At 65.7% G+C, this 23,938-nt stretch carries 21 protein-coding genes; 15 read left to right on the forward strand and 6 right to left on the reverse strand.

Annotated features, from left to right (window positions below; all coding sequences use genetic code 11):
- Positions 1 to 40 precede the first annotated feature (40 nt).
- The 5 genes from ASB57_RS24190 (at position 41) to ASB57_RS24210 (ending at position 7,207) form a co-directional block, all read left to right on the forward strand.
- Complete coding sequence (locus tag ASB57_RS24190) at positions 41 to 1,234, forward strand: TauD/TfdA family dioxygenase (protein WP_082622061.1); 1,194 nt, start codon at positions 41 to 43, stop codon at positions 1,232 to 1,234.
- A gap of 19 nt (positions 1,235 to 1,253) precedes the next feature.
- Positions 1,254 to 2,144: an oxaloacetate decarboxylase gene (locus ASB57_RS24195; protein ID WP_057654492.1), complete on the forward strand. Its 891-nt coding sequence runs from the start codon at positions 1,254 to 1,256 to the stop codon at positions 2,142 to 2,144.
- Between the two features lie 230 nt (positions 2,145 to 2,374).
- Positions 2,375 to 4,489, forward strand: coding sequence for a hydantoinase/oxoprolinase family protein (locus ASB57_RS24200; protein WP_156414256.1), 2,115 nt, complete (start codon positions 2,375 to 2,377; stop codon positions 4,487 to 4,489).
- On the forward strand, positions 4,486 to 6,120 hold the full coding sequence (locus tag ASB57_RS24205; protein WP_057654494.1) for a hydantoinase B/oxoprolinase family protein: 1,635 nt from the start codon (positions 4,486 to 4,488) through the stop codon (positions 6,118 to 6,120). The genes ASB57_RS24200 and ASB57_RS24205 overlap by 4 nt, the downstream gene beginning before the upstream one ends.
- Positions 6,121 to 6,223: 103 nt before the next feature.
- Positions 6,224 to 7,207, forward strand: a complete 984-nt coding sequence (locus ASB57_RS24210; protein ID WP_057654495.1) for a tripartite tricarboxylate transporter substrate binding protein — start codon at positions 6,224 to 6,226, stop codon at positions 7,205 to 7,207.
- On the opposite strand, the gene ASB57_RS24215 is transcribed toward ASB57_RS24210, so the two are convergent.
- Positions 7,194 to 8,165 carry a LysR family transcriptional regulator gene (locus ASB57_RS24215; protein WP_057654496.1) on the reverse strand — a complete coding sequence of 324 codons (972 nt, stop codon included), beginning with the start codon at positions 8,163 to 8,165 and terminating at the stop codon, positions 7,194 to 7,196. The two genes, ASB57_RS24210 and ASB57_RS24215, sit on opposite strands and share 14 nt — an antisense overlap.
- Positions 8,166 to 8,287: 122 nt before the next feature.
- Here ASB57_RS24215 and ASB57_RS24220 point away from each other — a divergent pair, with 122 nt between their 5' ends.
- From ASB57_RS24220 to ASB57_RS24255, 8 genes are all read left to right on the forward strand, one after another.
- Positions 8,288 to 9,493, forward strand: a complete 1,206-nt coding sequence (locus ASB57_RS24220; RefSeq protein ID WP_057654497.1) for an aminotransferase class I/II-fold pyridoxal phosphate-dependent enzyme — start codon at positions 8,288 to 8,290, stop codon at positions 9,491 to 9,493.
- A gap of 178 nt (positions 9,494 to 9,671) precedes the next feature.
- On the forward strand, positions 9,672 to 10,109 hold the full coding sequence (locus ASB57_RS24225; protein ID WP_057654498.1) for a MaoC family dehydratase: 438 nt from the start codon (positions 9,672 to 9,674) through the stop codon (positions 10,107 to 10,109).
- Positions 10,110 to 10,117: 8 nt separating this feature from the next.
- Entirely contained in the window at positions 10,118 to 10,507 is a 390-nt protein-coding gene (locus ASB57_RS24230) for a MaoC/PaaZ C-terminal domain-containing protein (RefSeq protein ID WP_057654499.1), read from the forward strand.
- 78 nt (positions 10,508 to 10,585) lie between these two features.
- A complete protein-coding gene (locus ASB57_RS24235; protein WP_057654500.1) occupies positions 10,586 to 11,563 on the forward strand; it encodes a tripartite tricarboxylate transporter substrate binding protein in 978 nt (325 codons plus the stop codon).
- A gap of 46 nt (positions 11,564 to 11,609) precedes the next feature.
- The gene (locus ASB57_RS24240) at positions 11,610 to 13,688 is read left to right on the forward strand and encodes a 3-hydroxyacyl-CoA dehydrogenase NAD-binding domain-containing protein (RefSeq protein WP_057654501.1); all 2,079 of its coding nucleotides are present in this window, start codon (positions 11,610 to 11,612) and stop codon (positions 13,686 to 13,688) included.
- A gap of 89 nt (positions 13,689 to 13,777) precedes the next feature.
- On the forward strand, positions 13,778 to 15,061 hold the full coding sequence (locus ASB57_RS24245; protein WP_057654502.1) for a CaiB/BaiF CoA-transferase family protein: 1,284 nt from the start codon (positions 13,778 to 13,780) through the stop codon (positions 15,059 to 15,061).
- Positions 15,058 to 15,456, forward strand: a complete 399-nt coding sequence (locus ASB57_RS24250; RefSeq protein ID WP_082621802.1) for a Zn-ribbon domain-containing OB-fold protein — start codon at positions 15,058 to 15,060, stop codon at positions 15,454 to 15,456. Before ASB57_RS24245 ends, ASB57_RS24250 begins: the two co-directional genes overlap by 4 nt.
- Entirely contained in the window at positions 15,453 to 16,625 is a 1,173-nt protein-coding gene (locus ASB57_RS24255; RefSeq protein WP_057654503.1) for a thiolase, read from the forward strand. Before ASB57_RS24250 ends, ASB57_RS24255 begins: the two co-directional genes overlap by 4 nt.
- A gap of 8 nt (positions 16,626 to 16,633) precedes the next feature.
- On the opposite strand, the gene ASB57_RS24260 is transcribed toward ASB57_RS24255, so the two are convergent.
- The 4 genes from ASB57_RS24260 to ASB57_RS24275 form a co-directional block, all read right to left on the reverse strand.
- Positions 16,634 to 17,497: a LysR family transcriptional regulator gene (locus tag ASB57_RS24260; protein ID WP_057654504.1), complete on the reverse strand. Its 864-nt coding sequence runs from the start codon at positions 17,495 to 17,497 to the stop codon at positions 16,634 to 16,636.
- 83 nt (positions 17,498 to 17,580) lie between these two features.
- Entirely contained in the window at positions 17,581 to 18,711 is a 1,131-nt protein-coding gene (locus ASB57_RS24265; RefSeq protein WP_057654505.1) for an L-dopachrome tautomerase-related protein, read from the reverse strand.
- Positions 18,712 to 18,932: 221 nt separating this feature from the next.
- Positions 18,933 to 19,694: a 3-oxoacyl-ACP reductase gene (locus ASB57_RS24270; protein ID WP_057654506.1), complete on the reverse strand. Its 762-nt coding sequence runs from the start codon at positions 19,692 to 19,694 to the stop codon at positions 18,933 to 18,935.
- Positions 19,695 to 19,708: 14 nt separating this feature from the next.
- Positions 19,709 to 20,401: a GntR family transcriptional regulator gene (locus ASB57_RS24275; RefSeq protein WP_057654507.1), complete on the reverse strand. Its 693-nt coding sequence runs from the start codon at positions 20,399 to 20,401 to the stop codon at positions 19,709 to 19,711.
- A gap of 102 nt (positions 20,402 to 20,503) precedes the next feature.
- Between ASB57_RS24275 and ASB57_RS24280 the strand changes: the two genes are divergently transcribed.
- Positions 20,504 to 21,769 (forward strand): glucarate dehydratase family protein, encoded by a 1,266-nt coding sequence (locus ASB57_RS24280; protein ID WP_057654508.1) that lies wholly within the window; start codon positions 20,504 to 20,506, stop codon positions 21,767 to 21,769.
- Between the two features lie 98 nt (positions 21,770 to 21,867).
- Positions 21,868 to 22,896 (forward strand): tripartite tricarboxylate transporter substrate binding protein, encoded by a 1,029-nt coding sequence (locus tag ASB57_RS24285; RefSeq protein ID WP_057654509.1) that lies wholly within the window; start codon positions 21,868 to 21,870, stop codon positions 22,894 to 22,896.
- 47 nt (positions 22,897 to 22,943) lie between these two features.
- Here the strand turns inward: ASB57_RS24285 and ASB57_RS24290 are convergent, their stop codons facing one another.
- Entirely contained in the window at positions 22,944 to 23,936 is a 993-nt protein-coding gene (locus ASB57_RS24290) for a LacI family DNA-binding transcriptional regulator (RefSeq protein WP_057654510.1), read from the reverse strand.
- Between the last annotated feature and the right edge of the window lie 2 nt (positions 23,937 to 23,938).

The following is a 23,938-nucleotide window of genomic DNA, read 5'->3' on the forward strand; positions in this document are numbered from 1 at the left end:
CTATTTAGACTCCCTGGAAATCTTTCCGATGGAGTCCGAGATGGATACGCAGACACTGGTCAAACCCGCCCCCGCAGCCGGCACCCCCGCCGCCGGTGCCTATCCCGACCGCGGACAGCCGGCGGCGTGGACGGCCCAGCAGGCCAACGACGATCGTTCCTGGGTGCTGCGCCTGGCGCCCCAGCATGTAGAGGCCCTGCATCGGGCCCTGGCGCACGCCAAGACCGTGGCCAAGCCCCTGCTGCAATGGAGCAAGGCCGACTTCCCGCTGGACGAACCCACCCAGGCCATTCTGCGCGAAGCCATCGCCACCACGCAGGGCCGCTGGGGCATGTGCCTGCTGAAAGGCTTTCCGGTCGACGTCTGGAGCGAAGAAGACACCCGTCTGGCCTATTGGGGCATCGGCCTCTATATGGGCGTGGGCCGGCCGCAGAACCGCGCCAGCGACGTGATGACTGACGTGCGCGATGCCGGCGGCTCCTACAAGACCAAGGGCGGCCGCGGCTACAACACCAACGCCGAGCTGGATTTCCACATGGACTCCTGCGACGTCGTGGCGCTGATGTGCCGCCGCACCGCCAAGTCGGGCGGCAGCAGCAAGGTCGTCAGCTCCATCGCCCTGCATGAAGAGATCGAGCGCCTGCGCCCCGACCTGCTCGCCGTGCTGCACCAGCCCTACTATCACAGCTACCAGGGCGCGCAGGATCCCAGCCAGCCGCCCTACTATCCGCTGTCCATCTTCGGTAATCACCCGACCCAGTTCGCCGCGCGCACCAATCGCAAAAACTCGGTGGCCGCGCAACGCGACTTCCCTGAGGTGCCGCGCTGGACGCAGGCGCAGACCGAGGCGCTGGACCTGCTCGACGAGCTGATGGCCGGCGACAAGCTCTGCTACAACATGGAGCTGGAACGCGGCGACCTGCAATTGCTGAACAGCTACGTCACCCTGCATTCGCGTACCGCCTTCGAGGACTACGAAGACGCCGATCGCAAGCGCCATCTGCTGCGCCTGTGGCTGGCGGTGCCGGTCTCGCAGGAGTTGCCCGCGGATTGGGACGTCTACTACATCGACGTGCGTGGCGGGTCGGTGCGGGGCGGCATGCGCGGGTCGGGTATCTCGCCGGAATTCCTTGAGTACGAGCACCGCCACGCGCAAGTATTGGGGATGCCGTCCGAGCCGTGGGCGCCCAAGGTGCTGAAGGCAGACGGGGTTCTGCCCGGCGGCCAGGTTTGAGCGGGAGGACGCGCACATCATGACGAATCGTTCCTCGCCCTCCACCGCAACGCCCACCTTGAAAGACCGCCTGCGCGAGTCCCGCCCCGTGCTGGCGCCCGGCGTCTACGACCCCCTTAGCGCGCTGCTCGCCGAGCAGGCCGGCTTCGAAGCGCTGTATCTGTCGGGCGGCGCGGTGGCCTACACGCAGCTGGGCCGCTCCGACGTGGGCCTGACCACCGCCAAGGAAGCGGTCGACGTGCTGGCCCGCATCACTGACCGGGTGTCCACGCCCATCATCGTCGACGGCGACACCGGCTTCGGCAACGCGCTGAATACGCAACGCACGGTGCGCGATTTCGAACGCGCCGGCGCCGCCATGATCCAGCTGGAAGACCAGACCTTCCCCAAGCGCTGCGGCCATCTGGAAAACAAGACCCTGGTGTCGACCGCGGAGATGTGCGGAAAGCTGCGGGCGGCGCTGGACGCGCGCCACGACGAGAATACGCTGATCATGGCGCGCACCGATGCGGTGGCCGTGGAAGGCCTGGACGCGGCGCTGGAGCGCGCGCAGGCCTACTTTGAATGCGGCGTGGATGCGCTGTTCGTCGAGGCCGTGCGCACCGAACAGGACATGGACAAGGCTTGCGGCCGCTTCGCCGACAAGATCCCCATGCTGGCCAATATGGTCGAAGGCGGCAAGACACCGGTGCAAGGCGTCGATGCCCTGGCGCGGCATGGCTACCGCCTGGTGATCTTCCCCGGCGGCACGGTGCGTTTCCTGGCGCGCCAGCTGCAGCAGTATTTCAGCAGCCTGAGCGGGACGGGATCGACGGCGGCGTTCAAGGAACAGATGCTGGATTTCGACGGCCTCAACGCGGTGATCGGCACGCCGGAACTCCTGGCGCTGGGACGCCGCTACGAAGGCTGATACCGACTTCAATCACTTCGCTTCATAGCGCAAGGGTGCCTGATCAGGCACCCTTTTTTATTGGCCTAGGGGCCCCGGGGAACGCGGCCACAACCGCGCATTAACCCGGATCGGGTTATCCACTACTTTTATCAAAACACGAATAATCCCGCGATAATTTTCGTTGGATTACGCGAAATCCATTCCCTATCATTTGCTCCATATCCCTTACGGAATCAAGGAGCAGCACGGTGTCAGCCTGGGCAATCGGTATCGATATCGGGGGCACGTTCACGGACGTGGTGGCCCTGAACTATGAAGGCGGCGCCCTGCGCACGCTTAAGGTGTTGACCACCCACGGCGACCCCGCGCAAGGCGTGGCCGACGGCGTGAAGACCCTGGTCGAGCAGTGCGCCATCCAGCCGCGCGACGTGCGCCGTGTGGTGCACGCCACCACTCTTTTCACCAACGCCCTGATCGAACGCCGCGGGGAACCGACCGGATTGCTGACGACGCAAGGCTTCCGCGACGTCCTCGAAATCGGCAACGAGCGCAAATACGATCTGTACGACCTGCACATCGAAGCCGCGCCCGCGCTGGTACAGCGCCGCTGGCGTGCCGAGATCGGCGCGCGCATGGATGCTTCCGGCAAGGAGCTGGCGCCGGTCGATGCGGATGATGTCTGCCGCGCGGTGCAGCCGCTGGTCGACGAAGGCGTTCGTTCGCTGGCGGTGTGCCTGCTGCACGCCTACGTGGATGCGCGCCACGAGGTGGCGGTGCGCGACATCCTGACCCGGCATTTCCCCGAGCTGGAAGTGACCCTGTCCAGCGACGTCGCGCCGGTGATCCGCGAATTCGAACGCATGTCCACCACCTGCGCCAACGCTTTCATCAAGCCACTGGCGAATCGCTACCTGACTTCCCTGCAGGAGCGCCTGGGCCAGCAGGGGTTGCCGACCGATGTGCTGATGATGCTGTCCAACGGCGGCCTGTGCCACGTCGACGAGGCGCGCCGCACGCCGATCGAGCTGCTGGAATCCGGCCCCGCCGCCGGCGCCATCTCCGCGTCGCATTACAGCCTGCGCGATTCGCTGTCCAATCTGCTGGCCTTCGACATGGGCGGCACCACCGCCAAGCTGTGCCTGGTCGAGAACGGCAATCCCGCCATAGCCTATGGTTTCGAAGCCGCGCGCCAGAAGCGCTTCGCGGAAGGCAGCGGCCTGCCCATCCGCATCACCACGGTCGACCTGATCGAGATCGGTGCGGGCGGCGGCAGCATCGCCCACCGCGATGCCCTGGGCCTGCTGAAAGTCGGTCCGCAGAGCGCGGGCTCCGAGCCGGGCCCGGCCTGCTACAACCGGGGCGGCACGGACGCCACGGTGACCGACGCCAATCTGGTGCTGGGCTATCTGAACCCGGACTACTTCGCCGGCGGCACCATGTCCATCGACGTCGACCAGGCACGCCGTGAGCTGGCCCGCGTGGGCGACTCCGTCGGCCGCGACGTGGTGGGCGCGGCGTGGGGCATCCACGACATCGTTGCCGAAAACATGGCGGGCGCTGCCCGCGTCCACGTGGCCGAGCGCGGCCGCGACCCCCGCGACTTCGTGTTGCTCTGCACGGGTGGCGGTGGTCCTTTGCATGGCTACTACGTCGCCCAGAAGATAGGCGTGCGCACCCTGGTGTGCCCGCCCGCGGCGGGCGTGGCGTCGGCCTACGGCCTGCTGGTGGCGCCGGCGCGCGCGGACCGCTCGCGCACGGTCAGCATGCGGCCCGGCACCGACTCCCTGCAAGTGCTGGAAAACGCCTATACCGAATTGGAAGGGCAGGTGCTGCAATCCCTGCAAGCGCTGGAAGCGACCTTCGGCCCGGTGCGGCTGTCGCGCTATGCCGACGGCCGCTTCGTCGGGCAGGGCTTCACCCTGACCGTGCCGCTGCCGCCGGGTCCGTACGGTGTTGAAACGGAGCAAGGCAAAGGCGACGGGGCGGACCAGCGCAAGGTGCTGCTGGCGGCCTTCGAAAGCGCCTATCGCGAAAAGTTTGGCCGTACGCCCCCCGATGTCCCCATCGAACTGCTCAATCTGCGTGTCTCCGGCGAAGCGCCGCCGCGCGAAGTACCCCGCGACGAAGGTGTCGCCGCGGGCAGCGCACCCGCGCCCAAGGCACGCCGCCAGGTCTATTTCCGCGAACAGGGCGATTACGTCGATACGCCGATCTACGACCGCAACAGCTTGCGCGCCGGCTTCCAGGCCGACGGTCCGCTGCTGGTCGAGGACGACGGTTCCACCCTGGTGGTGGGCCCGCGCGGACGGGTCAGCCAATCCGCCACCGGCAATCTGATCGTTGAAATCCTGGAGCAGGCATGACGCAGCAAACCCAACTGGCCAAGCTGGCCGACGATCCCATCTTCCTGGAAGTGTTCTGGGCCCGTATTCGTTCCATCGTCAACGAGGCCGCCAAGATGATCGTGCGCACCTCGTTCTCGACCCTGTCGACCGAGGCCAATGACTTTGCCGTGGTCCTGACGGATTCGAATGGCCGGTCCCTGTCGGAGAACAGCGGCAGCATCCCGTCCTTCATCGGCACCTTGCCCCGCACCGCGCAGGCCGCCATCGCGCACTTCGGCAAGGAGAACATGCGGCCCGGCGATGTGTTCATCACCAACAATCCGTGGATAGGCACCGGCCATCTGAACGATGTGACGATGATCAAGCCGCTGTTCCACCAGGGCCGCATCGTGGCCTTCGCGGCGTCCACGGCGCACGTGCCGGACATCGGCGGCAAGATCCGCTCGGTCGACACGCGCGAGCTGTTCGAGGAAGGCTTCCACATGCCCCTCATGCACTTCCTGCGCGAAGGGAAGGACGATCCCACCCTGCTGCAGCTGCTGCGCACCAATGTGCGCACGCCGGAGCAGACCGTGGGCGATATCTGGGCCCAGGTCGGCGCGCTGGAATTGATTGGCCGGCGCCTGGATGCCTTGCTGGGCGAGTACGGCATGGCCGAGATCGACCCGCTGGCGCACGCCCTGTTCGAGCGCAGCGAAGCCGCGATGCGCGCGGCCATCCAGGCTCTGCCCGATGGCACGTACCACTACGAGATGCAAACCGACGGGTTTGAAGAGCCGTTCCAGTACGTCATCGCGCTGACCATCGCCGGCGATACCATCACGTGCGACTACGCGGGCACGTCGCCGCAGCAGCCGCGCGGCATCAACTGCGTGCTGGCATACACCACGGCGATGTCGGCTTATGCCATCAAGGCCCTGCTGTTGCCGGACCTGCCCAATAACGATGGCCTGTTCCGTCCCATCGTGGTGTCCGCGCCGGAAGGCTCGTTGCTGAATCCGCGCCAGCCGGCGCCGGTGGGCGGCCGGTCCTGCACCGGCCATTACGTGCCGACGGTGGTCTTCGGCGCCATGGCGCAAGTGCTGCCGGAGTCCGTCATCGGCGGCGCCGGCTCGCCTTTGTGGGTGGCCAACTTCAGCGGCACTCGCGAAAACGGCAAGCCCTTCGCCACGGTGTTGTTCTACAACGGCGGCATGGGCGGGTCGGCGCGCAAGGATGGCGCATCCGTGATGGCCTGGCCCAGCAATATCTCGCCCACGCCGGTGGAGGTCGCCGAGCGTGAAGCGCCGCTGCTGTTCAAGTACAAGGCCCTGCGCGGCGACTCGGGCGGCGCGGGTCGTCATCGCGGCGGCCTGGGCGAGGAAGTGTGTTTCGTCAGCCGCCATGCCACGCCCATGTCGGTGATCTTCATGACGGAACGGACCCGGATACCCGCGCCCGGCATCGCGGGCGGCGCCGAAGGCGGTTGCGGTGAAGTGCTGATCAACGGCGTGGCCATCGACAACCGCAAGACGCACTGGATACAGCCGGGCGACGAGATCATCCTGCGCACGCCGGGGGGCGGCGGCTACGGACCGCCGCGCGAGCGTGAGAGCCGTCATGCTGAACATGATCAACGGCAGGGGTACACGGGGCGACAACAGGCATGATGTACCAGGGGGCGCGCAATCCTTGCGCGCCCTTTGTCGCATACATAAAGCGCGGAAGAACAACCACTCCGCATTCAGCAGTCGACTATGCAAGGGGAAATCCATGAAGCAATCCGCAGTCATGAAGTTGTTCACCAAGGGCGCGTTCGCGCTATCGGCCTTGATCTGTGCGGCGGCCGCCCATGCCGCCTATCCCGATCAACCCATCCGCATCATCGTGCCTTATCCGGCGGGCGGTTCCACCGACCTGACGGCGCGCCTGCTGGGCCAGAAGGTCGGCGAGCAGCTGGGGCAGACGGTCATCGTCGAGAACCGTCCCGGCGCCGGCAGCAACATCGGCACCAACTATGTCGCGAAGTCCAAGCCGGACGGCTACACCCTGATCCTGGCGACGTCGACGGCGCTGGCGGTCAATCCCAGCCTGTATTCCAATCTGCCTTACGATCCGCAGAAGGACCTGGCGCCCATCATCATGACCAGCACCATGCCTAACGTGGTGGTGGTCGGCGCGGGCAGCAAGGCGCACACGTTGAAGGATCTCAACACCCTCATCAAGGGGCCCGGCGGCCCGTTCAGCTATGCGTCCGCCGGCAACGGCACGCCGTCGCACCTGGGTGGTGAACTGTACAAGCGGGCGCTCAACGCATCGCTGGTGCATGTGCCCTACAAGGGCGGCGCGCCCGCGCTGACCGACCTGATCGGCGGCCAGACCACGTTCATGATCGCGGTGATGCCGGAAGCCATGCCCCTGGTCAAGGACGGCAAGCTGCGTGCGCTCGCCGTGACCACCAGGAATCGCCTGCCCGGCTATCCGGACCTGCCGACGGTGGCCGAAGCAGCCATTCCCGGCTATGAGCTGGTGGCGTGGTACGGCATCCTGGCGCCGGCCGGCACGCCGCCGGCGATCGTCGGCACCTTGAACAAGGCTTTCGACAAAGCCTTGAAAGAGCCTGACGTGATGAAGAAGATGCAGGAGATGGGCTTCGACATCACCGGCGGTGCGCCGGACGTGCTGGCGCAGCGCATGAAAGTCGAGACGCCGGTCTGGAAAGACGTGATCGAAAAAGCCGGCATCAAGATGGACTGATCAGCCCGGACGGCCCGGACGGCCCCAGCGGCGCGATGCGCGTGTGGGCCGGCACCGGCGTATCGCGCAGCACCTGGCGCAGCAGCGCCAGGAAAGCTTCCGCGCCCGGCGACAGAGAGCGCAGGCGGCGCGAGATCAGGCAGATCTCGCGCATCAGCTGCGGCGACTTCAAGGGCCGGAAGTGCAGCTTGTGCGCGTAGCCGTGCTGCGCCGTCAGGGCCGGCACCACCGAGTAGTTGCCCGGACTCTTCAGCAAGGAGAACAGCGACGTCGTGCTGGACGCCTCGTTGCGCTGGCCTTCCCGTTGCTTGAAGCCGCGCGCGTGCTTGCGCAGGAAGGAATCGATGCCGGTATCGGCGCTGAAGCCGACGTAGCCGGCCGGATCCAGGTCGGTCCATGCCAGCGGTCCGGTGGAACGCGCGAGCGGATCCTTGGCGTCCAGGATCACGCCGTAGCGGTCGGTCAACAGCGGCGTATAGAGCAGGTCTTCCAGGCCCCGATGACGCGAGGCCACGGCGAAGTCGATGGCGCCCTCGGCCACCAGCTGCTCGACCTGTTGCGCGCCGGCATCGCGTATCGACACGGTGATCTGCGGGAACTGCGCGCGAAACAGCTCGATGACCTTGTACAGGTAATAGTCGATCACGGACGCGGCGGCCGCGATGTGCAGGTGGCCGCGCTGCACGCTGGCGAAGGCCTTGAGGTCGGCGATGGACGCATCGAAGCGCTTGATCATCTGCTCGGCTTCGGCCAGGTAGCGTTCGGCCTCTTCCGTCATCGACACGCGGCGCGTGCTGCGATCGAACAGCTTGACGCCCACGGCTTCCTCGAATTGCTGGATCACGTGCGTCAGGGACGACTGCGTCATGAACAGCCGGGCGGCTGCCGCGGTGAAGGAGCCGCTGCGCGCGACCGCCACGAAGCAGCGCAGGTGCCGCAGGGAAACGTGGTTGGACATGGTCCATCCTTTATTCGGAAAACACGAAAAGAAGACAGAAATTATTCAATGGAAAGGATACATGCGCGGGCGTAAGCTTCAAAGACCTTACGTCCGCCAACCTCACCATTTCCCGCAAAAAAATGCCTCTACAACTTGCGCAACGCACGCATCGCATCAAGCCTTCCCCCAGTTCCATGGCCGGCCAACGGGCCCGCGAACTGCGTGCGCAGGGCCGTGACATCATCAGCCTGTCGGCTGGCGAACCGGATTTCGATACGCCGGACAATGTGGTCGAAGCGGCGATACGCGCGATGCGGGAATCGAAGACCAAGTACACCGACATCGGCGGCACGCCGGAGCTGAAGGCCGCCATCCGCGACAAGTTCAGCCGAGAGAATGAGCTGCAGTATGGGTCGCAGGAAGTGATGGCCGGCACCGGCGCCAAGCAGGTGATCTTCAACGCCCTGATGTGCACGGTGGAAGAAGGCTGCGAAGTGATCATCCCCGCGCCGTATTGGGTGTCCTATCCGGACATCGTGCTGTTGGCGGGCGGCAAGCCGGTCTTCGTGCAGGGCTCGCGCCAGCACGACCTGAAGTTGCAGCCCGATGCGCTGGAGCGCGCCATCACGCCCAACACGCGCTGGCTGATCCTCAACGCGCCGGGCAATCCCGGCGGCAGCGTCTATACCGAAGATGAATTGCGTGAGTTGGCCAAGGTGTTGTTGCGGCATCCGCAAGTGTGGATACTGACCGACGACATGTACGAGCACATCCTGTTCGACGAGCGCCGCTTCAAGACCATCGCGCAGGTCGAGCCGCGTTTGTATGAGCGCACCCTGACCGTCAACGGCGTGTCCAAGGCGTATGCGATGACGGGCTGGCGCATCGGCTATGCCGGCGGCCCGCGCGACCTGATCTTCGCCATGACCAAGATGCAGTCGCACAGCACGTCGAATCCCAGCTCCATCAGCCAGGCCGCGGCCACCGAAGCGTTGATGGGACCGCAGGATTTCATCAAGGAACGCGCTGCCATCTTCCAGCAGCGGCGGGATCGCGTCGTGGCCTTGCTCAATGAGTGTCCCGGTGTCAGCTGCGCATTGCCGCAGGGCGCGTTCTATGTGTACCCGTCTTGCGCGGAACTCATAGGCCGCCGCACACCGGCCGGCAAGGAACTGCGCACCGACGAGGATGTGATCCTCTATCTTCTGGACGAGGAGAACCTGGCGGTGCTGCAGGGCGCCGCCTATGGCACCTCGCCCCATTTCCGTATCTCCATCGCCTCTTCGATGGAGGTCCTGGAAGAAGGCTGCGCTCGCGTAAGGCGCGCGTGCGAAAAACTGGCGTAGTGCGAACGACGCACAGGGACCGCGGCGCCGCGGTCCTCTTCAGGGGATTCCTGCGGCGTCATCTGATCCTGGTAAACCCTGCACGCATAAAAACTAGCTTGTGAAGCTAGTTTAAGTATCCCAAGCGCCAGTCTGCCCGTCTTACGATCCTCTCACTTCTTGAGGAGCGGCATTGACGATGGCGAACAAGACTTGGCAGTTCGATGATTTCCAGACCGGGCATCGCTTTCCCCCGTCGCGCTACAGCATAGGCGCGGAGGACAGCGATGCCTTTTTGCGTACCTTCGCGCTGGGCCCCATCCGCGCCGAACCCCCGGCCGCCGCGCCGACAGCAGGGGAAAGCCGCCCGGTGCGCCCTGTCCACCCCACGCTGGTGGCCAGTTTCCAACCGCAGCATGCCGCCTTCGCGTGGCCCACGGGCGTGCTCCACGCCAGGGAGAAGGTGCGCCTGACCGCACCCGTCTATCCGGGCGAGGCGCTGGAAGCGACCGTTGGGGTCAAGACCAAATACGAAAAGAACGACCGCAAGTTCGTGGTGCTGGAGATCGTCGTCCGCAAGCTGGAAAACGGCGCCGACGCATTGACGGTGGAACGTACCCTGGTCTGGCCACAGTGAGGCGCGCCATGTATCCCAAGAAAAACGATCGTTATGTCGCCGCCATCGCTGGCGCTACGCAAAAGGACGTCAACGCTTTCGGCGCGCTGCATGGCACCACGGGCCGGACCCATACGGATCCGGAATACGCGCAGCAGCATTTCGGCGGCGTCATCGTGCAGGGCGCCTTGGTCATGGCGCCGGTGATGGATTTGTGCGATGCGATTCTCGGCGACGCCTGGTACCAGAACAGCGAAATCGAGACCAAGTTCGTCGCCTTCACCAGGCTGGGCGACGTGGTGACCGTGACGATAGACGTGCAGGAGAGCAGCCCGTCGGCTTTGCAGCTGGGCTACACATGCACGTTGCCCGACGGCAAGGTGGTGCAGGCGGGAACCATTACCCACACACCAGGGTGAGTTCCGACGCAGCAACCGGCAGGCGGCGTCAGACCGTCCGCCGTACCGACAACAAAAACACAAAACGAGGAGACAAGCATGAAGAAGATACTGATGGGCCTGGCACTAGCCGCCCTCACGGCGGCGGCCTCGGGCGCCGCGACGGCAGCCTACCCGGAGAAGCCCATACGCCTGATCGTTCCCGCTTCCGCGGGTGGCGCCGCCGATACGCTGGCGCGGATGATAGCCAAACGGCTGAACGAGAAGTTTCGCCAGCCGGTGGTCGTGGAGAACAAGCCAGGCGCGGCCGCCATCATCGGCATGACCGACATCGCCAAGGCCCAGCCCGACGGCTACACGCTTGGCATGACGTTCTCCGGCGCCATGTCGATCAATCCGTCGCTGTACGAGTCGCTGAGTTACGACCCGATCAAGGACTATTCGCCGATCGCCATGGTGGCGGTGTCGCCCTTGATCATCACGGCCAGCCCCAAGCTCGGGGTCAAGACCTTGGGCGGCCTGCTGGACATGGCGAAGAAGGAGCCCGGCAAGCTGACCTTCGCGTCCACGGGCACGGGCTCCACGCAACATCTGTCGATGGAATTGTTCAGGTCGACGGCGGGTGTGGACATGATGCACGTGCCGTACAAGGGCAGCGCCGCCGCCGTCATCGATGTGCAATCGGGATTGGTCTCCACGCTCAGCGACAACGCCATCACGCTGATTCCCTTCATCCAGTCGGGCCAGCTAGTGCCGCTGGCGGTGGAGACGGCTCAACGCATCCCCGCCTTGCCCAATGTGCCCACGGTGGCCGAACTGGGCTATCCGGGCTATCAGGCCGTCGGCTGGTACGGATTGCTCGCTCCCGCCGGCACGCCCGAACCCATCGTCAGCAAGCTCAATGGCGCGATCAACGAGATGCTGGATGAGCCGACGTTTACCCAGTGGCTGGGCCAGCAGGGCATGCAGCCGCAACGCGACACGCCGGAAGGATTCCGCCGCTATATCGCGCAGGAAAAGGACAAGTGGGCGCAAGTCATCAAGACCGCCAACGTGCCCCGCCAATCGGTGCGCTGAACACCGTCATCTCAGCACGTTCATCTCAAAACACGACAGGACCATCATGCCAGTTGTATCGACGTCCCTCAGCGGCGCAGTGCGCACCGTGCTCATCGATCATCCTCCCGTCAACGCCACGTCGGTCGACGTGCGCCGGGGGCTGTGCGCGGCGTTTGACGAAGCGGAAGCCGATCCGCGAACGCAGGCCATCGTGCTGGCCTGCGCCGGCACCACCTTCGTTGCGGGCGCCGACATCCGCGAGTTCGGCAAGCCGCCGCAAGATCCGCATCTGTCCGAGGTAATCGCCCGTATCGAGGCTTGCACGAAGCCGGTGGTGGCCGCCATCCAGGGGACCGCGCTGGGAGGCGGCCTGGAGCTGGCCCTGGGCTGCCACTACCGCGTGGCGAACGAGCGGGCCCGCATGGGGCTGCCCGAGTCCACCCTGGGTGTGATCCCGGGCGCGGGCGGCATCCCCCGCCTGGCGCGCTTGACGGGCTTGCCCAAGGCGCTGGACATGGCCACGACCGGCAAACCGGTGACGGCCGCCGCCGCCCGCGACATGGGGCTGGTGGACGCGTTGACGCCGGATGATCCGCTTGCCGCGGCACAGCGCTATGCGGAGGAGCTGCTGCGGCGCGGCGCGGAACCGCGCCGGACACGGGATCTGCCTCTGGCGGCGCCGCCGGCGGGGTATTTCGACGAGGTCCGCGCCAAGCTGGCCGTGAGTCATCGGGGGCAGGAAGCGCCCTTGGCTTGCGTCGATATCGCCGAGCAGTGCCTGACCCTGAGCTTCGATGACAGCGTGGCCTACGGCCGCGCGCGTTTCCGCGAGCGGGTGGCCGCGCCTCAAGCCGGCGCTTTGCGGCATGCGTTCTTCGCCGAACGCACGGCCAGCAAGCCTGCCGGATTGCCGGAGCCGGATGCGCCGATCCGCCGCGCCGGGGTCATCGGCGGCGGCACCATGGGTACCGGCATCGCCATGTGCTTCCTCAACGCGGGGATACCCGTCACCCTGGTCGAACAGAACGAGCAGGCCCTGGCGGCCTGCCTGGCCAATATCGGCAAGACCTACGAGTCGGATGTGGCCAAGGGCCGCATCGATGCGGCCACGCGCCAGCGCCGCCTGGATGTCCTGCGCGGGACCATGGCGTTCGCGGACCTGCGCGATTGCGATCTGGTGATCGAAGCCGTGTTCGAAGACCTGGCCGTCAAGCAACAGGTCTTCGCCAATATCGAAGCGAACGTGGCGCCCGGCACCCTCATTGCGTCCAACACGTCCTATCTGAATCTAGACACCCTGGCCGCGCCCATGAGGCATCCAGAGAACGTCGTGGGCATGCACTTCTTCAGCCCCGCGCACATCATGAAGCTGCTGGAGAATGTGCGCGGCGCGCGCAGCTCGCCGCAGGCGCTCGCGCGCATCCAGGCCCTGGGCAAGCGCCTGGGCAAGGTGGCGGTGATGGTGGGCGTGTCGGAAGGCTTCGTCGGCAACCGCATGCTCTCGCGGCGGGCGCGGGAGTGCTACTTCCTGCTGGAAGAAGGTGCCTTGCCGGAACAGATCGACCGCGTGCTCTACGAATTCGGTTTTCCCATGGGCCAGTTCCAGCTCAATGACCTGGCGGGGCTCGATGTGGCGTGGCGCGCACGCCAGGGCCGGCTCGATCGCCTGAGTGAGCGCGAGCGTGACAGCGGCGTTCTCGACGAGCTGGTGGTGAACAGGAAGCGGCTGGGACAGAAGAGCGGCGCGGGCTTCTACCGCTATGACGCGCAACGCAAGCGCACGGTCGATCCGGAGGTCTCCGCCTTGATCGAGCAGGATGCCGCGCGGCGGGGTTTTTCCCGCCGTGCCATCGGCGATGACGAGATCCGCGAGCGCTGCCTCTACGTGATGATCAACGAGGGCGCGCGCATCCTGGAGGAAGGGGTGGCGCGGCGGCCCGAGGAAATCGACGCCATCTGGACCAATGGCTACGGCTTTCCGCGCTATCGCGGCGGTCCCATGTACTACGCCGACCAGATCGGCCTGGCGTGCATCCTGGAGCGCATCGAAGCCTACGCCGCTCAGGTCGGCGCGCAGTACTGGACGCCGGCGCCGCTGCTGAAGCGGCTGGCTGAACAAGGCGCGGGTTTCTACACCGCCTGAGCCGGCGCCCGGCGGACCGCCGCCCGGCGAATCGCCGCTCGGCGGCCCGGCCGCGCACGCCACGCAATCAAACACGAGAGACCAGCCTCATGCCGAACCGAGAAGCACCGCAAGCATCACCGCCAGATACGCCGCGCGCACCGCCCTTGACCGGGATCAAGGTGCTGGACATGACCCGCATCATGGCAGGCCCCTGGTGCACGCAGAACCTGGCCGACCTGGGCGCGGACGTCTACAAGATCGAACGTCCAGGCAGCGGCGACGATACGCGCGGCTGGGGCCCGCCGAACCTGATGGACGCGCAAGGCCGGCGCACCCAGGAGTCGGCCTACTACCTGGCCGCCAACCGCAACAAGAAGTCCATCGCGCTGGACATCGCCAACCCTGAAGGCGCGCAGGCTTTGCGCGACCTGGCGCGGCACTGCGACATCTTCGTCGAGAACTTCAAGGTGGGTGGCCTGGCCAAGTATGGCCTGGACTATGCGGCGCTCAGGGAGATCAATCCGCGCCTGATCTACTGCTCCATCACCGGCTTCGGCCAGGATGGACCGTACGCGGGCAAGCCGGGCTACGACTTCGTGATCCAGGCCATGGGTGGCCTGATGAGCATCACGGGTGAGCGCGACGATCTGCCGGGCGGCGGGCCGCAGAAGGCGGGCAACGCCGCGTCCGACCTGATGGCGGGCATGTATGCCGGCACCGCCATCCTGGCCGCCCTGCATGAGCGCGCGCGCAGCGGGCAGGGCCAGCATATCGACATCTCCATGCTCGACTGCCAGGTGGCCGCTTTAGGCGTGCAGAACTTCAACTACTTCCTGTCGGGCGATGTGCCGCGCCGTGAAGGCAACGCGCACGTCAATCTGTCGCCGTATCAGGTCTTCGCCACGGCGGACGGCTATATCGTGCTGGGCGTGGGCAACGACGGCCAATACCAAAAATTCTGCCGCGCGGTCGGCCGCCACGACCTGGCCGTGGACCCGCGTTATCAGACCAACACCAGCCGCGTCATCCACAAACCCGAGTTGATCCCGGAGCTGGAGCGCCTGTTCCTGACGCGCGACCGCGCGACGTGGCGGCGCCTGCTGGACGACGCCGGCGTGCCCGTGGGCGTGATCAACGACGTGGCCCAGGTGCACGCGGACCCGCAGGTGATCGAACGCGGCTTGAAGTTCACCTTGCCGCATCCCATCGTCGGCAGCGTCCCGCAGGTACGCAGCCCCATGCGCCTGTCGGGCAGCCCGGTGAGCTATCGCAACGCGGCGCCGTTGCTGGGTGTGGATACTCAGGACATTCTTACGCGCGTGCTCGGCTACGACGGCGCGCGGATCGCGGCATTGATGGCGCCCCCCGTGGCGCAGGAGTCATCGTCATGACAGAGGTATCGGCGGCAGGCCAGGGTGTGGAGCGGCAATACGCCACCCATTTGGCGCAAGGGCGTTTCATGATCCAGCAATGCGCCGCGTGCGCGCGGCACGTCTTTCCGCCGCGCGAGCTGTGTCCGCATTGCGACGAAGACCAGCTGGCGTGGGTCGCGCCCAGCGGCCAGGGGACTGTGTACTCAACCACCACGGTGGCGCGCAAAGCGGAAGCCGGCGGCGACTACAACGTCGCGCTGATCGACCTGGCGGAGGGCGTACGCCTGATGACCTGCGTGGCCGGCATGGATCCGGCCACGGTGTGTATAGGAATGGCAGTGCGGACACAGGTCGGGGAAGGCAAGGATGGGCCGCGCGTGGTGTGCGTGGCGATAGCCGGGAGCCAAGGATGAACTACCGCCATCTACGCGGCAAGACCGCCATCGTAGGCGTGGGCCACGCCGGCCTGGGCGAAGCGCCTGGCTACAACGACATGGAACTGCTGACGCGCGCCGCCCATGCGGCGGTGAAGGATGCCGGCCTGCGCATGCAGGATATCGACGGCATCGCCACCAGCAGCGTGTCGGCCAGCATGTGGCTGATGTCCGTGGTCGAAACCCTGGGCGTGAGGCCAACCTATATCGACGGCACCTGCCTGGGGGGATCCAGCTTCATGTCCTACATCCTGGCGGCCGCGCACGCGCTGGAGTCGGGCCAGTGCAATGCCGTGCTGGTCTGCTACGGCAGCGCGCAACGCACTTCGGCTCTGGGCCGGGGCGTGATCACCAATGCGCGCAAGGTGCTGGACCCGCAGCCTTATGAAGCGCCCTACGAACCGATGAATCCGCCCAGTTCCTATGCGTTGGCGGCGCGGCGCCATATGCACGAGTTCGGCACGCGGCGCGAGCACCTGGCCGAAGTGGCCGTGGCGGCGCGCGCCTGGGCCCGCCTCAATCCCGAGGCCTACAGCCGTGATCCCTTGACGATAGAAGACGTGCTGGCCGCGCGCCGGGTGTCGGATCCGCTGACCGTGCGCGACTGCTGCCTGGTGACCGATGGCGGTGGCGCGTTCGTGATGACGCGCGCGGATCGTGCCGCCGCCTTGAAGCAGAAGCCGGCCTATATCCTGGGGAGCGCCACCGCCGTGTGGAACCGGCAGATATCCTGCATGGACGACCTGACGGTGACGGCGGCACGGCAGTCGGGCGCGCTGGCCTTCGACATGGCGGGCTGCAAACCCGCCGACATGGATGTGGTGCAGCTTTACGATGCCTTCACCATCAACACCATCCTGTTCCTCGAAGACCTGGGGTTTTGCGCCAAGGGCGAAGGGGGCGCTTTCGTCAGCGGCGGCGCCATCGCGCCAGGCGGACGGCTGGCCGTCAACACCAATGGCGGCGGCCTGTCCTGCGTCCACCCGGGCATGTACGGCGTGTTCCTGGTGATCGAAGCCGTGCGCCAGCTACGCGGGCAGGCCGGGGCACGGCAAGTGGCGGATGCGCATCTGGCCCTGGCCCATGGCAATGGCGGCACGCTGTCGAGCCAGTCCACGGTGATCCTGGGGACGGCGGATACCTTGTAGGAAGATGCTCACAGCCCGCGCACCATGTCATAAAGCTCATGCAACAGCGCCACGCGCGCCGACTGCCGGTTCCACAGCAGGCCCACGCTACGGAAGTGCTCATTGCCCGGCAGGGGGATCTTGCGCAGCTTGATGTCTTCCAGCAGTTCCCCCGCGCCATCGGGCACCAGGGCCACGCCCAGGCCGCGCGACACCAGCCGGGCGATGATTTCGATCGACGCCGTTTCGATACGGATCTTGGGATGGATGCTGTGCTGGCGGAAATACTGCGCGGCCAGCTGTCCGCCCCATAGCTTGCGGTCGTAGCAGATCAGCGGGTTGGCGCGCAGCAATTGATGCGGATCGCTTTCGGTCAGGCTGGCCGGCGCCAGCACCACCAGCGGCTCGTCACGCACGCGGCGCCATTCGAGATTCTTCGGCATCTGGAATTGCGGCTGCAGGATAAGCGCCGCGTCCATTTCACCGTCGCAGACCTGGGCGTACAACTGCACCGAATAGCCCTTGACCAGATTGATTTCCAGGTTGGGATGCCTGGCGACCAGGCGTTCCAGCAAAGGGGGAATCAAGGTGCTCATGGCCGAGTCGAAGGCGCCCAGCGACAGGCGGCCGACGACGATGGGACCCTGTCCCGCCATCTTCAGATTGCGCACTTCTTCCATGACGCGGCGTGCCTGCGCCAGGATCTGCTGGCCTTCAGCCGTGGCGGTGACGGAACGCCCCGAGCGCGTGAGCAGGCGATAGCCCAGCTCGTCCTCGACCTTCTTGATGCGCAGGTTGACCGCCGCGGGAGTCAGGCCGTTCATGCGCGCGACCTGCGCGATCGAACCCGCTTCCACTACCTGGATGAAGTCTTGCAGAAAGGCCGTGTCCATATCCGGGAGCTATGTGCCGGCGGCCAGGTGGCCGCCGACGTTTCATGTCACCCGAATGGTACAAAGAAAATCAACGCTCGCAATCAGGGTTGATCCAGGGGGCTGGGTTGCGCGTGGATCTGCAGCTTGTAGATCCAGACCGGCGGGCGCACTTCCAGCTTGCCGCCGTTGAAGTCCGGCGTCAGGCTTTGTTGCGATGCGGGAATCCACAGATAGCCGGCGCGGTCTATCCACATGGCGTCGGCCCACACCAGGCGGGGATCCTCGATGAGGACGCTTTGCTTGCCTTCGGGCGAGATGCGCAGGATGCGCTTCTTGTCGGTGTCGTTGACGTAGATATTGCCCTGCGCATCGATGGCGGTGCCGCCCGTGGTGGGCGTGTTGGCCCACTTCAGTTCGACGTGCGATTCCAGCTGCTTGGGCGTCACGGACGCGTCATTGAGCCAACGCGTGGCGATGCGCGCCATCGGTCCCGAAGCGGGCTGGTAGTACAGCCATTGGCCATCGGGCGAGACTTCCAGCTGGTCGGCATGGATGTACAGGGGCTGGCCCTTGGCATCCTTCAAGGTGCGGCCTTCCGCTTGCAACGGTGTCGACGCCATCACCGAAGGATGGCTGTCCAGGACGCGCCGCGGTACGCCGGTGCGCAGGTCCAACACGATCAGGCCAGGCGCGCCGGCGTCGGTCAGGTAGGCGAACGGACCGTTGAAACGGACGTCGTCGATAAAGGTGTAGGGATTGACGACAGGCGCCAGGTCATAGACCCGCAGCAGGGACCGCGTTTGCGGATCGAACTGGAACAGGCGGGCGCCGCCCTTGACGGCGGGTTTGCCGATGCCGGATGCACCGGCGTCGACGATCCAAAGCTTGCCGTCGGGCCCGATGCGCAGGGCATTCACATGGACGTAGCCGTTGCCGATGGGGCCGGCCACGGAGGCCAGCGCGACGTTCCAGTTGGCATCGGGGAAAGGAAAGGGCTGGCCTTGGGCGTCCAGCTCGGCCACCTGAGTGCCGGGGCCATCCGCCTGCGAGTAGCTGACGAACACGCGGCCTTCCGAGGTGGTGGTGACGCCGTTCCAGACGCGCTGGCCCTGGAACACGGGCACCAGCGGATCCTGGGCTTCCGGCTTGGACGCGCAGCCCTGGATGACGAATAGCGCCACGGTGGCCGCCGCGATGGTCGCGGCGCGGGACAGGTTTCTCGCTAAGCTCATGCTGATCTCCTTAACAGGTTCGGGGGGCACGCCGGGCCTGTCAGGAGTCAAGAGCGACGGGGCGTACCAATAGAAACGCCTCGCTGGATAGCAAATGGCGGACCCGCGGACGGGTCCTTAGGGATGGTGCTGGATGGATGATCAGCAGGGCGCGCGGCCACGCGGTGGTCGCGGCCGGGGCTTCGGCCCGGGGTTTCAGTCCGGGGATTCAGTCCGAGAAGTCAGCCCTTGACCAGCCCGCCGTCGACGATCAGATTCTGGCCGGTCACGGCCCGCGCCCACGGCGACAGGAAGAAGGCCACCACGTCGGCCAGTTCTTCCGGCGTGGTCACGCTGCGCAAAGGCGTCAGCCCGGCGATCAGGTCGAACACGGCCTCTGGCGTGGCCGCGCTGGCGTCGGTGACGCGCAGCAGGCCGCCCGACACCATGTTCACCGTGATGCCGTCCGGCCCCAGGTCATTGGCGGCCGTGCGCGTCAGGGACAGTAGCGCGGCCTTGGCGGCGGTGTAGTCGTGATACGGCACCACCGGATTCTGGAACAGGTTGGTGCCGATGTTGACGATGCGGCCGAAGCCCAGCGCGCGCATGGCGGGCACGGCCGCCTGCAGGGTATTGACGCAGCCCTTCAGCGCGCTATCGATCTGCTGCTGGAAACGGTCCCAGGCGATCTCGTCTATCTTCGGCCGGGCGTCGCCGTCGAAACGGAAATCGGCCAGGGCGTTGTTCACCACGGCCACGATGGGACGTTCCCATTGCGCCAGGGCCTGGTCGAACAGCGCGCGCACGGATCCCGCATCGGTGACGTCGGCTTGCAGCGCGATGACGCGCGGGCCCAGCTCCGCGGCCAGGGCTTGCGCCGCCGCCTCGCTGCGGTAGTAGTTGATCACCACGTAGGCGCCTTCGCGCGCCAGCGCGCGCGTGATGGACGCGCCCAGTCCGCGCGCGCCACCCGTGACGAGCACGCATTGTTCATTCAGCTTCATTCGGATTTCCTCATTCACCGCTTTTCGTTGGCGGCGGGCATTTCGTTAACTGCCACCTTGCGCACGAACTCATACACGCCGTGCAGATGTTCACGCATACAGGCCGCGGCGGTATCCGCGTCCCTGGCCGCGAGGGCGGCGCAGATGCGTTGATGCTGTTCCAGCACCAGCGACGCCTTGAGCTTCTGCTTCAAGGCCAGCCGCCGCACGCGGTCCACATGGATCTTCGATTGCTGGATCACGCGCCAGACGCGCGGTTTGCCGGCGATTTCGGCGATGCGGGCATGCATGGCTTCGTCGGCCTGGTAGAAGCGCACCATGTCGCCCGCGTCCTTGGCCTCCTGCTGCTCGCGCAGGATCATCGCCAGGGCATCGATGCCGGCCTGGTCGATATTGGCGGCGGCTTCGCGTATCAGCGCGCATTCCAGGTTTTCGCGGATGAAGGCGGCCTGGGTCACTTCATCGATGCGGATGGGGGCGATGAACGTGCCCACTTGCGGAAACACATCCACCAGGCCCTGCTCGCCCAGCTTGATCAGCACTTCACGGATCGGCGTGCGGCTGACCTCGAACATGGCGCCGACCTCCGCCTCGGAAATGCTGGCGCCTGGCGCAAGCTCACCCGACAGGATGCGTTCCAGCACCTGGTCGTAAAGAAGGTCCGAGAGAGGACGCCGCGAAGCGCGCTGATTGCGGATGGATTTCATAAGACGCTCGGTTGCCGGGTGGGTATTGTACGGGCAGCCTGCTTTACGTACACTAGTATACTAGTATTCAAATTAGATTCTTCCGAGACAGGCAGCTCCCCCATGAAAATCACGGACGTCCGCGTCACCCCCATCGCTTTCCGCGACCCTCCCGTCCTCAATGCTTCCGGCCTGCACGTGGCTTACGCCCTGCGCGCCATCATCGAGGTGGAAACCGACACCGGCCACGTCGGCCTGGGCGAGACGTATGGCGACCTGCCCATCCTGCAAAACCTGGAAAAGGTGCGCGCCGCGCTGGTCGGCTTGAGCCCCTTCGACATCAACGGCTTGAAGCGCGCCGTCCAGACCCACATCAAGACCGACCTCAGCCAGGGCTTCGCCAACCTGAATCCCGGCACGCATGCCGCCAAGGCCGGCACCAATGTGTTCGGCGCCTACGAGGTCGCCTTCCTGGATGCGCAGGCGCAGATCCTCGGCCTGCCCCTGGTCGACCTGCTGGGCGGCCGCTGCCGCGACGAAGTGGCGTACAGCGCCTACCTGTTCTTCAAGCAGGAAAAGCATCTGGACAATCCCTATCCGGCCGATGACTGGGGTCCCATCCTTACCGCCGAGCAGCTGGTGGAAAGCGCGCGGCGCATGATCAAGGAGTATGGCTTCAAGAGCATCAAGCTCAAGGCCGGCACCCTGGAGCCCGACTACGAGGCCGAATGCATTCTGGCCTTGCACAAGGCCTTCCCCGGCTATCCGCTGCGCATCGATCCCAATGCCAACTGGTCCATGGACACCGCGCGCCGCATCGCGTCCACGCTCAAGGGCGTGCTGGAGTACTACGAGGATCCGGTGCCGGGTCTGGAGCAGATGGCGCAGCTGCATCAGGAAACGGGCGTGAAGATGGCGACCAATATGGTCGTCACCAGCATGGACGAGTTCCGCGACAACGTGCGCCTGAACGGCGCCCAGGTCATCCTGTCCGACCATCACTTCTGGGGCGGCCTGCTGGCCACGCGCCAGTTGGCGCAGATGTGCGAGACCTTCGGCTATGAGTTGTCCATGCACTCGAACAGCCACCTGGGCATCAGCCTGATGGCCATGACGCACGTGGCCGCGTCCATCCCCAACCTGCACTTCGCCTGCGACACGCACTACCCCTGGAAGACCGAGGACCTGGTCGAAGGCGGTCCCGTGCCCTTCGTGGACGGTTGCGTGCGCCTGACCGACGCACCGGGCCTGGGCATCAAGCTGGACCAGGCCAGGCTGGCCGAGCTGCACCAGCAGTATCTCGATTGCGGTTTGCGCATCACGTCGGAGCAGGGCGCCTACATGCAACGCTACGACCCGTCTTTCCCCCTGCACAAGCCGCGTTTCTGAAGCGTGGCACGGCGCGCCGTCCCGGGTCGGACAGCGCGTCGCGCGGCACCGCGACCCACACATAACCATACCTATATCGATTTTTCATGGAGACAAACATGGATCTCACGTCCAAACGACCGGCGCGCCGTCGCGCCCTGTCCGCCCTGGGTCTGGCGACCCTCGCCACCCTGACGGCCTACGCCGGCCTGGGCGCCGCGCCGGCGCAAGCCGCCGATGATGCCGCCATCGCCAAGTGGCCCGAGAAGCCCATCCGCCTGATCGTGCCGTACCCGCCCGGAGGTGCTTCGGACGTGGTGGCGCGCCTGATGGCCAAGGAACTGAACGCGGTGTGGAAGCAGCCGGTGGTGGTGGAAAACCGCTCGGGCGCCAACGGCAATATCGGCGCCGCCATGACGGCCAAGGCCGCGCCCGACGGCTACACCATGCTGCTGATGGACCTGAGCAGCCTGACGAACTCGCCGGCGCTCTATCCGGACCTGAACTACAGCCCCACCAAGGACCTGGCGCCGATCACCATCGTCGAGTACTCGCCGCATCTGCTGGTAGTGCGCAAGGACCTGCCGGCCAACAATCTGGACGAGCTGATCGCCTATGGCAAGGCGCACCCGGGCAAGCTGAATTTCGGCGAGACGCAGGGTTCGATCACCCACCTGGGCGGCATCGTGCTGGCCAAGCAGGCCGGCATCGACATCAACTTCATCGGCTATAAGGGCGGCGCCCAGATCGCGTCCGACCTGGTCGGCGGCCAGATCGACATGACCCTCAACAGCTACCTGGCCACGCACGCGCTGGTCGAAGCCGGCAAGGTGAAGATGCTGGGGGTGGCCAGCCCGGGCAAATTCCCGCCTATCCCCGATACCCCGGTGCTGAAGGATCGCTTCCCGGACTTCGTGACCGGCAGCTGGCAGGGCCTGCTGACCACGGGCGGTACGCCGCCCGCGCTGGTCGAGAAGATCTACAAGGACGTCGCCGCCATCGTCGCCAAGCCGGAAATGCAGGCGAAGTTCGCCGAGCTGGGTGCCGTGCCGGTCCCCAGCACGCCCGTCGAATTCCAGAAATTCCTGGTCGAGAAGACCGACTTCTGGAGCAAGGTAATCAAGGAGAACAACATCTCGGTGAATTGATCACCCGCGTCGTTCTTCGGCGTCGTTAACCGGCGGCGCCCGCGCAGCTACTGCTCGGGCGTCGACTTGCGATAGATCAGCTGGCCGGGCAACAGGCGATGTTCATTGCTGCCCGTGTCGCGCAACAACAGCTCGATGGCGGCGGTGATCATGTCTTCGACCGGCTGGCGGATGGTCGTCATGTCGTAGGCCGCGTTGGACGCCACCGGGTGGTCGTCGAAGCCGAACACGCGCACGTCTTCGGGCACGCGCCGGCCCAGGGCATAGCGCAAGGCGTCGATGGCGCCCGACGCGATTTCATCGTCGGCGCAGAACAGGCCGTCGATCTGGGGATGGCGGGCCAGCAGCATCTGCGTGGCCTCGTAACCCCAGCCATAGGTGAATTCCTTTTCCAGCGCGGGCACGTTGTCCATGCCCAGCTCGGCCAGCCGCTCCATGAAGCCGCTGCGGCGATCGCGATTGGTCGATACCGTGGACATGCCGCCTAGAAAGCCCAGGTGCCTGCTGCCCGCGCGCATCAGCACGTCTGCCGCCAGGCGGCCGCCGCCGATGTTGTCGGTGGATACCGAATGCCCTTTGGCCACCGCGGAGTAGCGGTTGAACATGACCACCGGCACGCCCTGCCGCACGCACAGGTCGGCACCCGATGAATTCAAGGACGCAGTGGTGATGATGACGCCGCGCACGCGGTATTGCAGCACCAGCGGCATCAGGTCGTCGACGGTCTGCGGCGGCGTGGCGTTGAACAGCAGGGCCTGCAGGCCCACCCGATGCAGCTCGCGCGTGATCAGTTCCAGCACCACCGGATACCAGGGGTTGGTGATGTTGGCCATCACGATGGCGATGATGTCGAACTTGCCGCTGCTGAGGCCGCGCGCCAGGGGATCGGGCTGGTAGTTGACCAGGTCGATCACCTTGAGGATCTTCTCGCGCACCTCTTCGGAGATGGCGCCCTTGCCCGACACGAAGCGCGAGACCGCGGCCTGCGATACTCCGGCGAATTTGGCGACGTCTTTCTGTGTGGGAGTTTTCTTTTTCACGC

Source organism: Bordetella sp. N, from assembly GCF_001433395.1.
GTDB lineage: Bacteria > Pseudomonadota > Gammaproteobacteria > Burkholderiales > Burkholderiaceae_B > Bordetella_C.

Coding starts and splice junctions, on each gene's coding strand:
- ASB57_RS24190 (WP_082622061.1), top strand. CDS start 41: ATGGATACGCAGACACTGGTCAAACCCGCCCCCGCAGCCGGCACCCCC.
- ASB57_RS24195 (WP_057654492.1), top strand. CDS start 1,254: ATGACGAATCGTTCCTCGCCCTCCACCGCAACGCCCACCTTGAAAGAC.
- ASB57_RS24205 (WP_057654494.1), top strand. CDS start 4,486: ATGACGCAGCAAACCCAACTGGCCAAGCTGGCCGACGATCCCATCTTC.
- ASB57_RS24210 (WP_057654495.1), top strand. CDS start 6,224: ATGAAGCAATCCGCAGTCATGAAGTTGTTCACCAAGGGCGCGTTCGCG.
- ASB57_RS24215 (WP_057654496.1), bottom strand. CDS start 8,165: ATGTCCAACCACGTTTCCCTGCGGCACCTGCGCTGCTTCGTGGCGGTC.
- ASB57_RS24220 (WP_057654497.1), top strand. CDS start 8,288: ATGCCTCTACAACTTGCGCAACGCACGCATCGCATCAAGCCTTCCCCC.
- ASB57_RS24225 (WP_057654498.1), top strand. CDS start 9,672: ATGGCGAACAAGACTTGGCAGTTCGATGATTTCCAGACCGGGCATCGC.
- ASB57_RS24230 (WP_057654499.1), top strand. CDS start 10,118: ATGTATCCCAAGAAAAACGATCGTTATGTCGCCGCCATCGCTGGCGCT.
- ASB57_RS24235 (WP_057654500.1), top strand. CDS start 10,586: ATGAAGAAGATACTGATGGGCCTGGCACTAGCCGCCCTCACGGCGGCG.
- ASB57_RS24240 (WP_057654501.1), top strand. CDS start 11,610: ATGCCAGTTGTATCGACGTCCCTCAGCGGCGCAGTGCGCACCGTGCTC.
- ASB57_RS24245 (WP_057654502.1), top strand. CDS start 13,778: ATGCCGAACCGAGAAGCACCGCAAGCATCACCGCCAGATACGCCGCGC.
- ASB57_RS24250 (WP_082621802.1), top strand. CDS start 15,058: ATGACAGAGGTATCGGCGGCAGGCCAGGGTGTGGAGCGGCAATACGCC.
- ASB57_RS24255 (WP_057654503.1), top strand. CDS start 15,453: ATGAACTACCGCCATCTACGCGGCAAGACCGCCATCGTAGGCGTGGGC.
- ASB57_RS24260 (WP_057654504.1), bottom strand. CDS start 17,497: ATGGACACGGCCTTTCTGCAAGACTTCATCCAGGTAGTGGAAGCGGGT.
- ASB57_RS24265 (WP_057654505.1), bottom strand. CDS start 18,711: ATGAGCTTAGCGAGAAACCTGTCCCGCGCCGCGACCATCGCGGCGGCC.
- ASB57_RS24270 (WP_057654506.1), bottom strand. CDS start 19,694: ATGAAGCTGAATGAACAATGCGTGCTCGTCACGGGTGGCGCGCGCGGA.
- ASB57_RS24275 (WP_057654507.1), bottom strand. CDS start 20,401: ATGAAATCCATCCGCAATCAGCGCGCTTCGCGGCGTCCTCTCTCGGAC.
- ASB57_RS24280 (WP_057654508.1), top strand. CDS start 20,504: ATGAAAATCACGGACGTCCGCGTCACCCCCATCGCTTTCCGCGACCCT.
- ASB57_RS24285 (WP_057654509.1), top strand. CDS start 21,868: ATGGATCTCACGTCCAAACGACCGGCGCGCCGTCGCGCCCTGTCCGCC.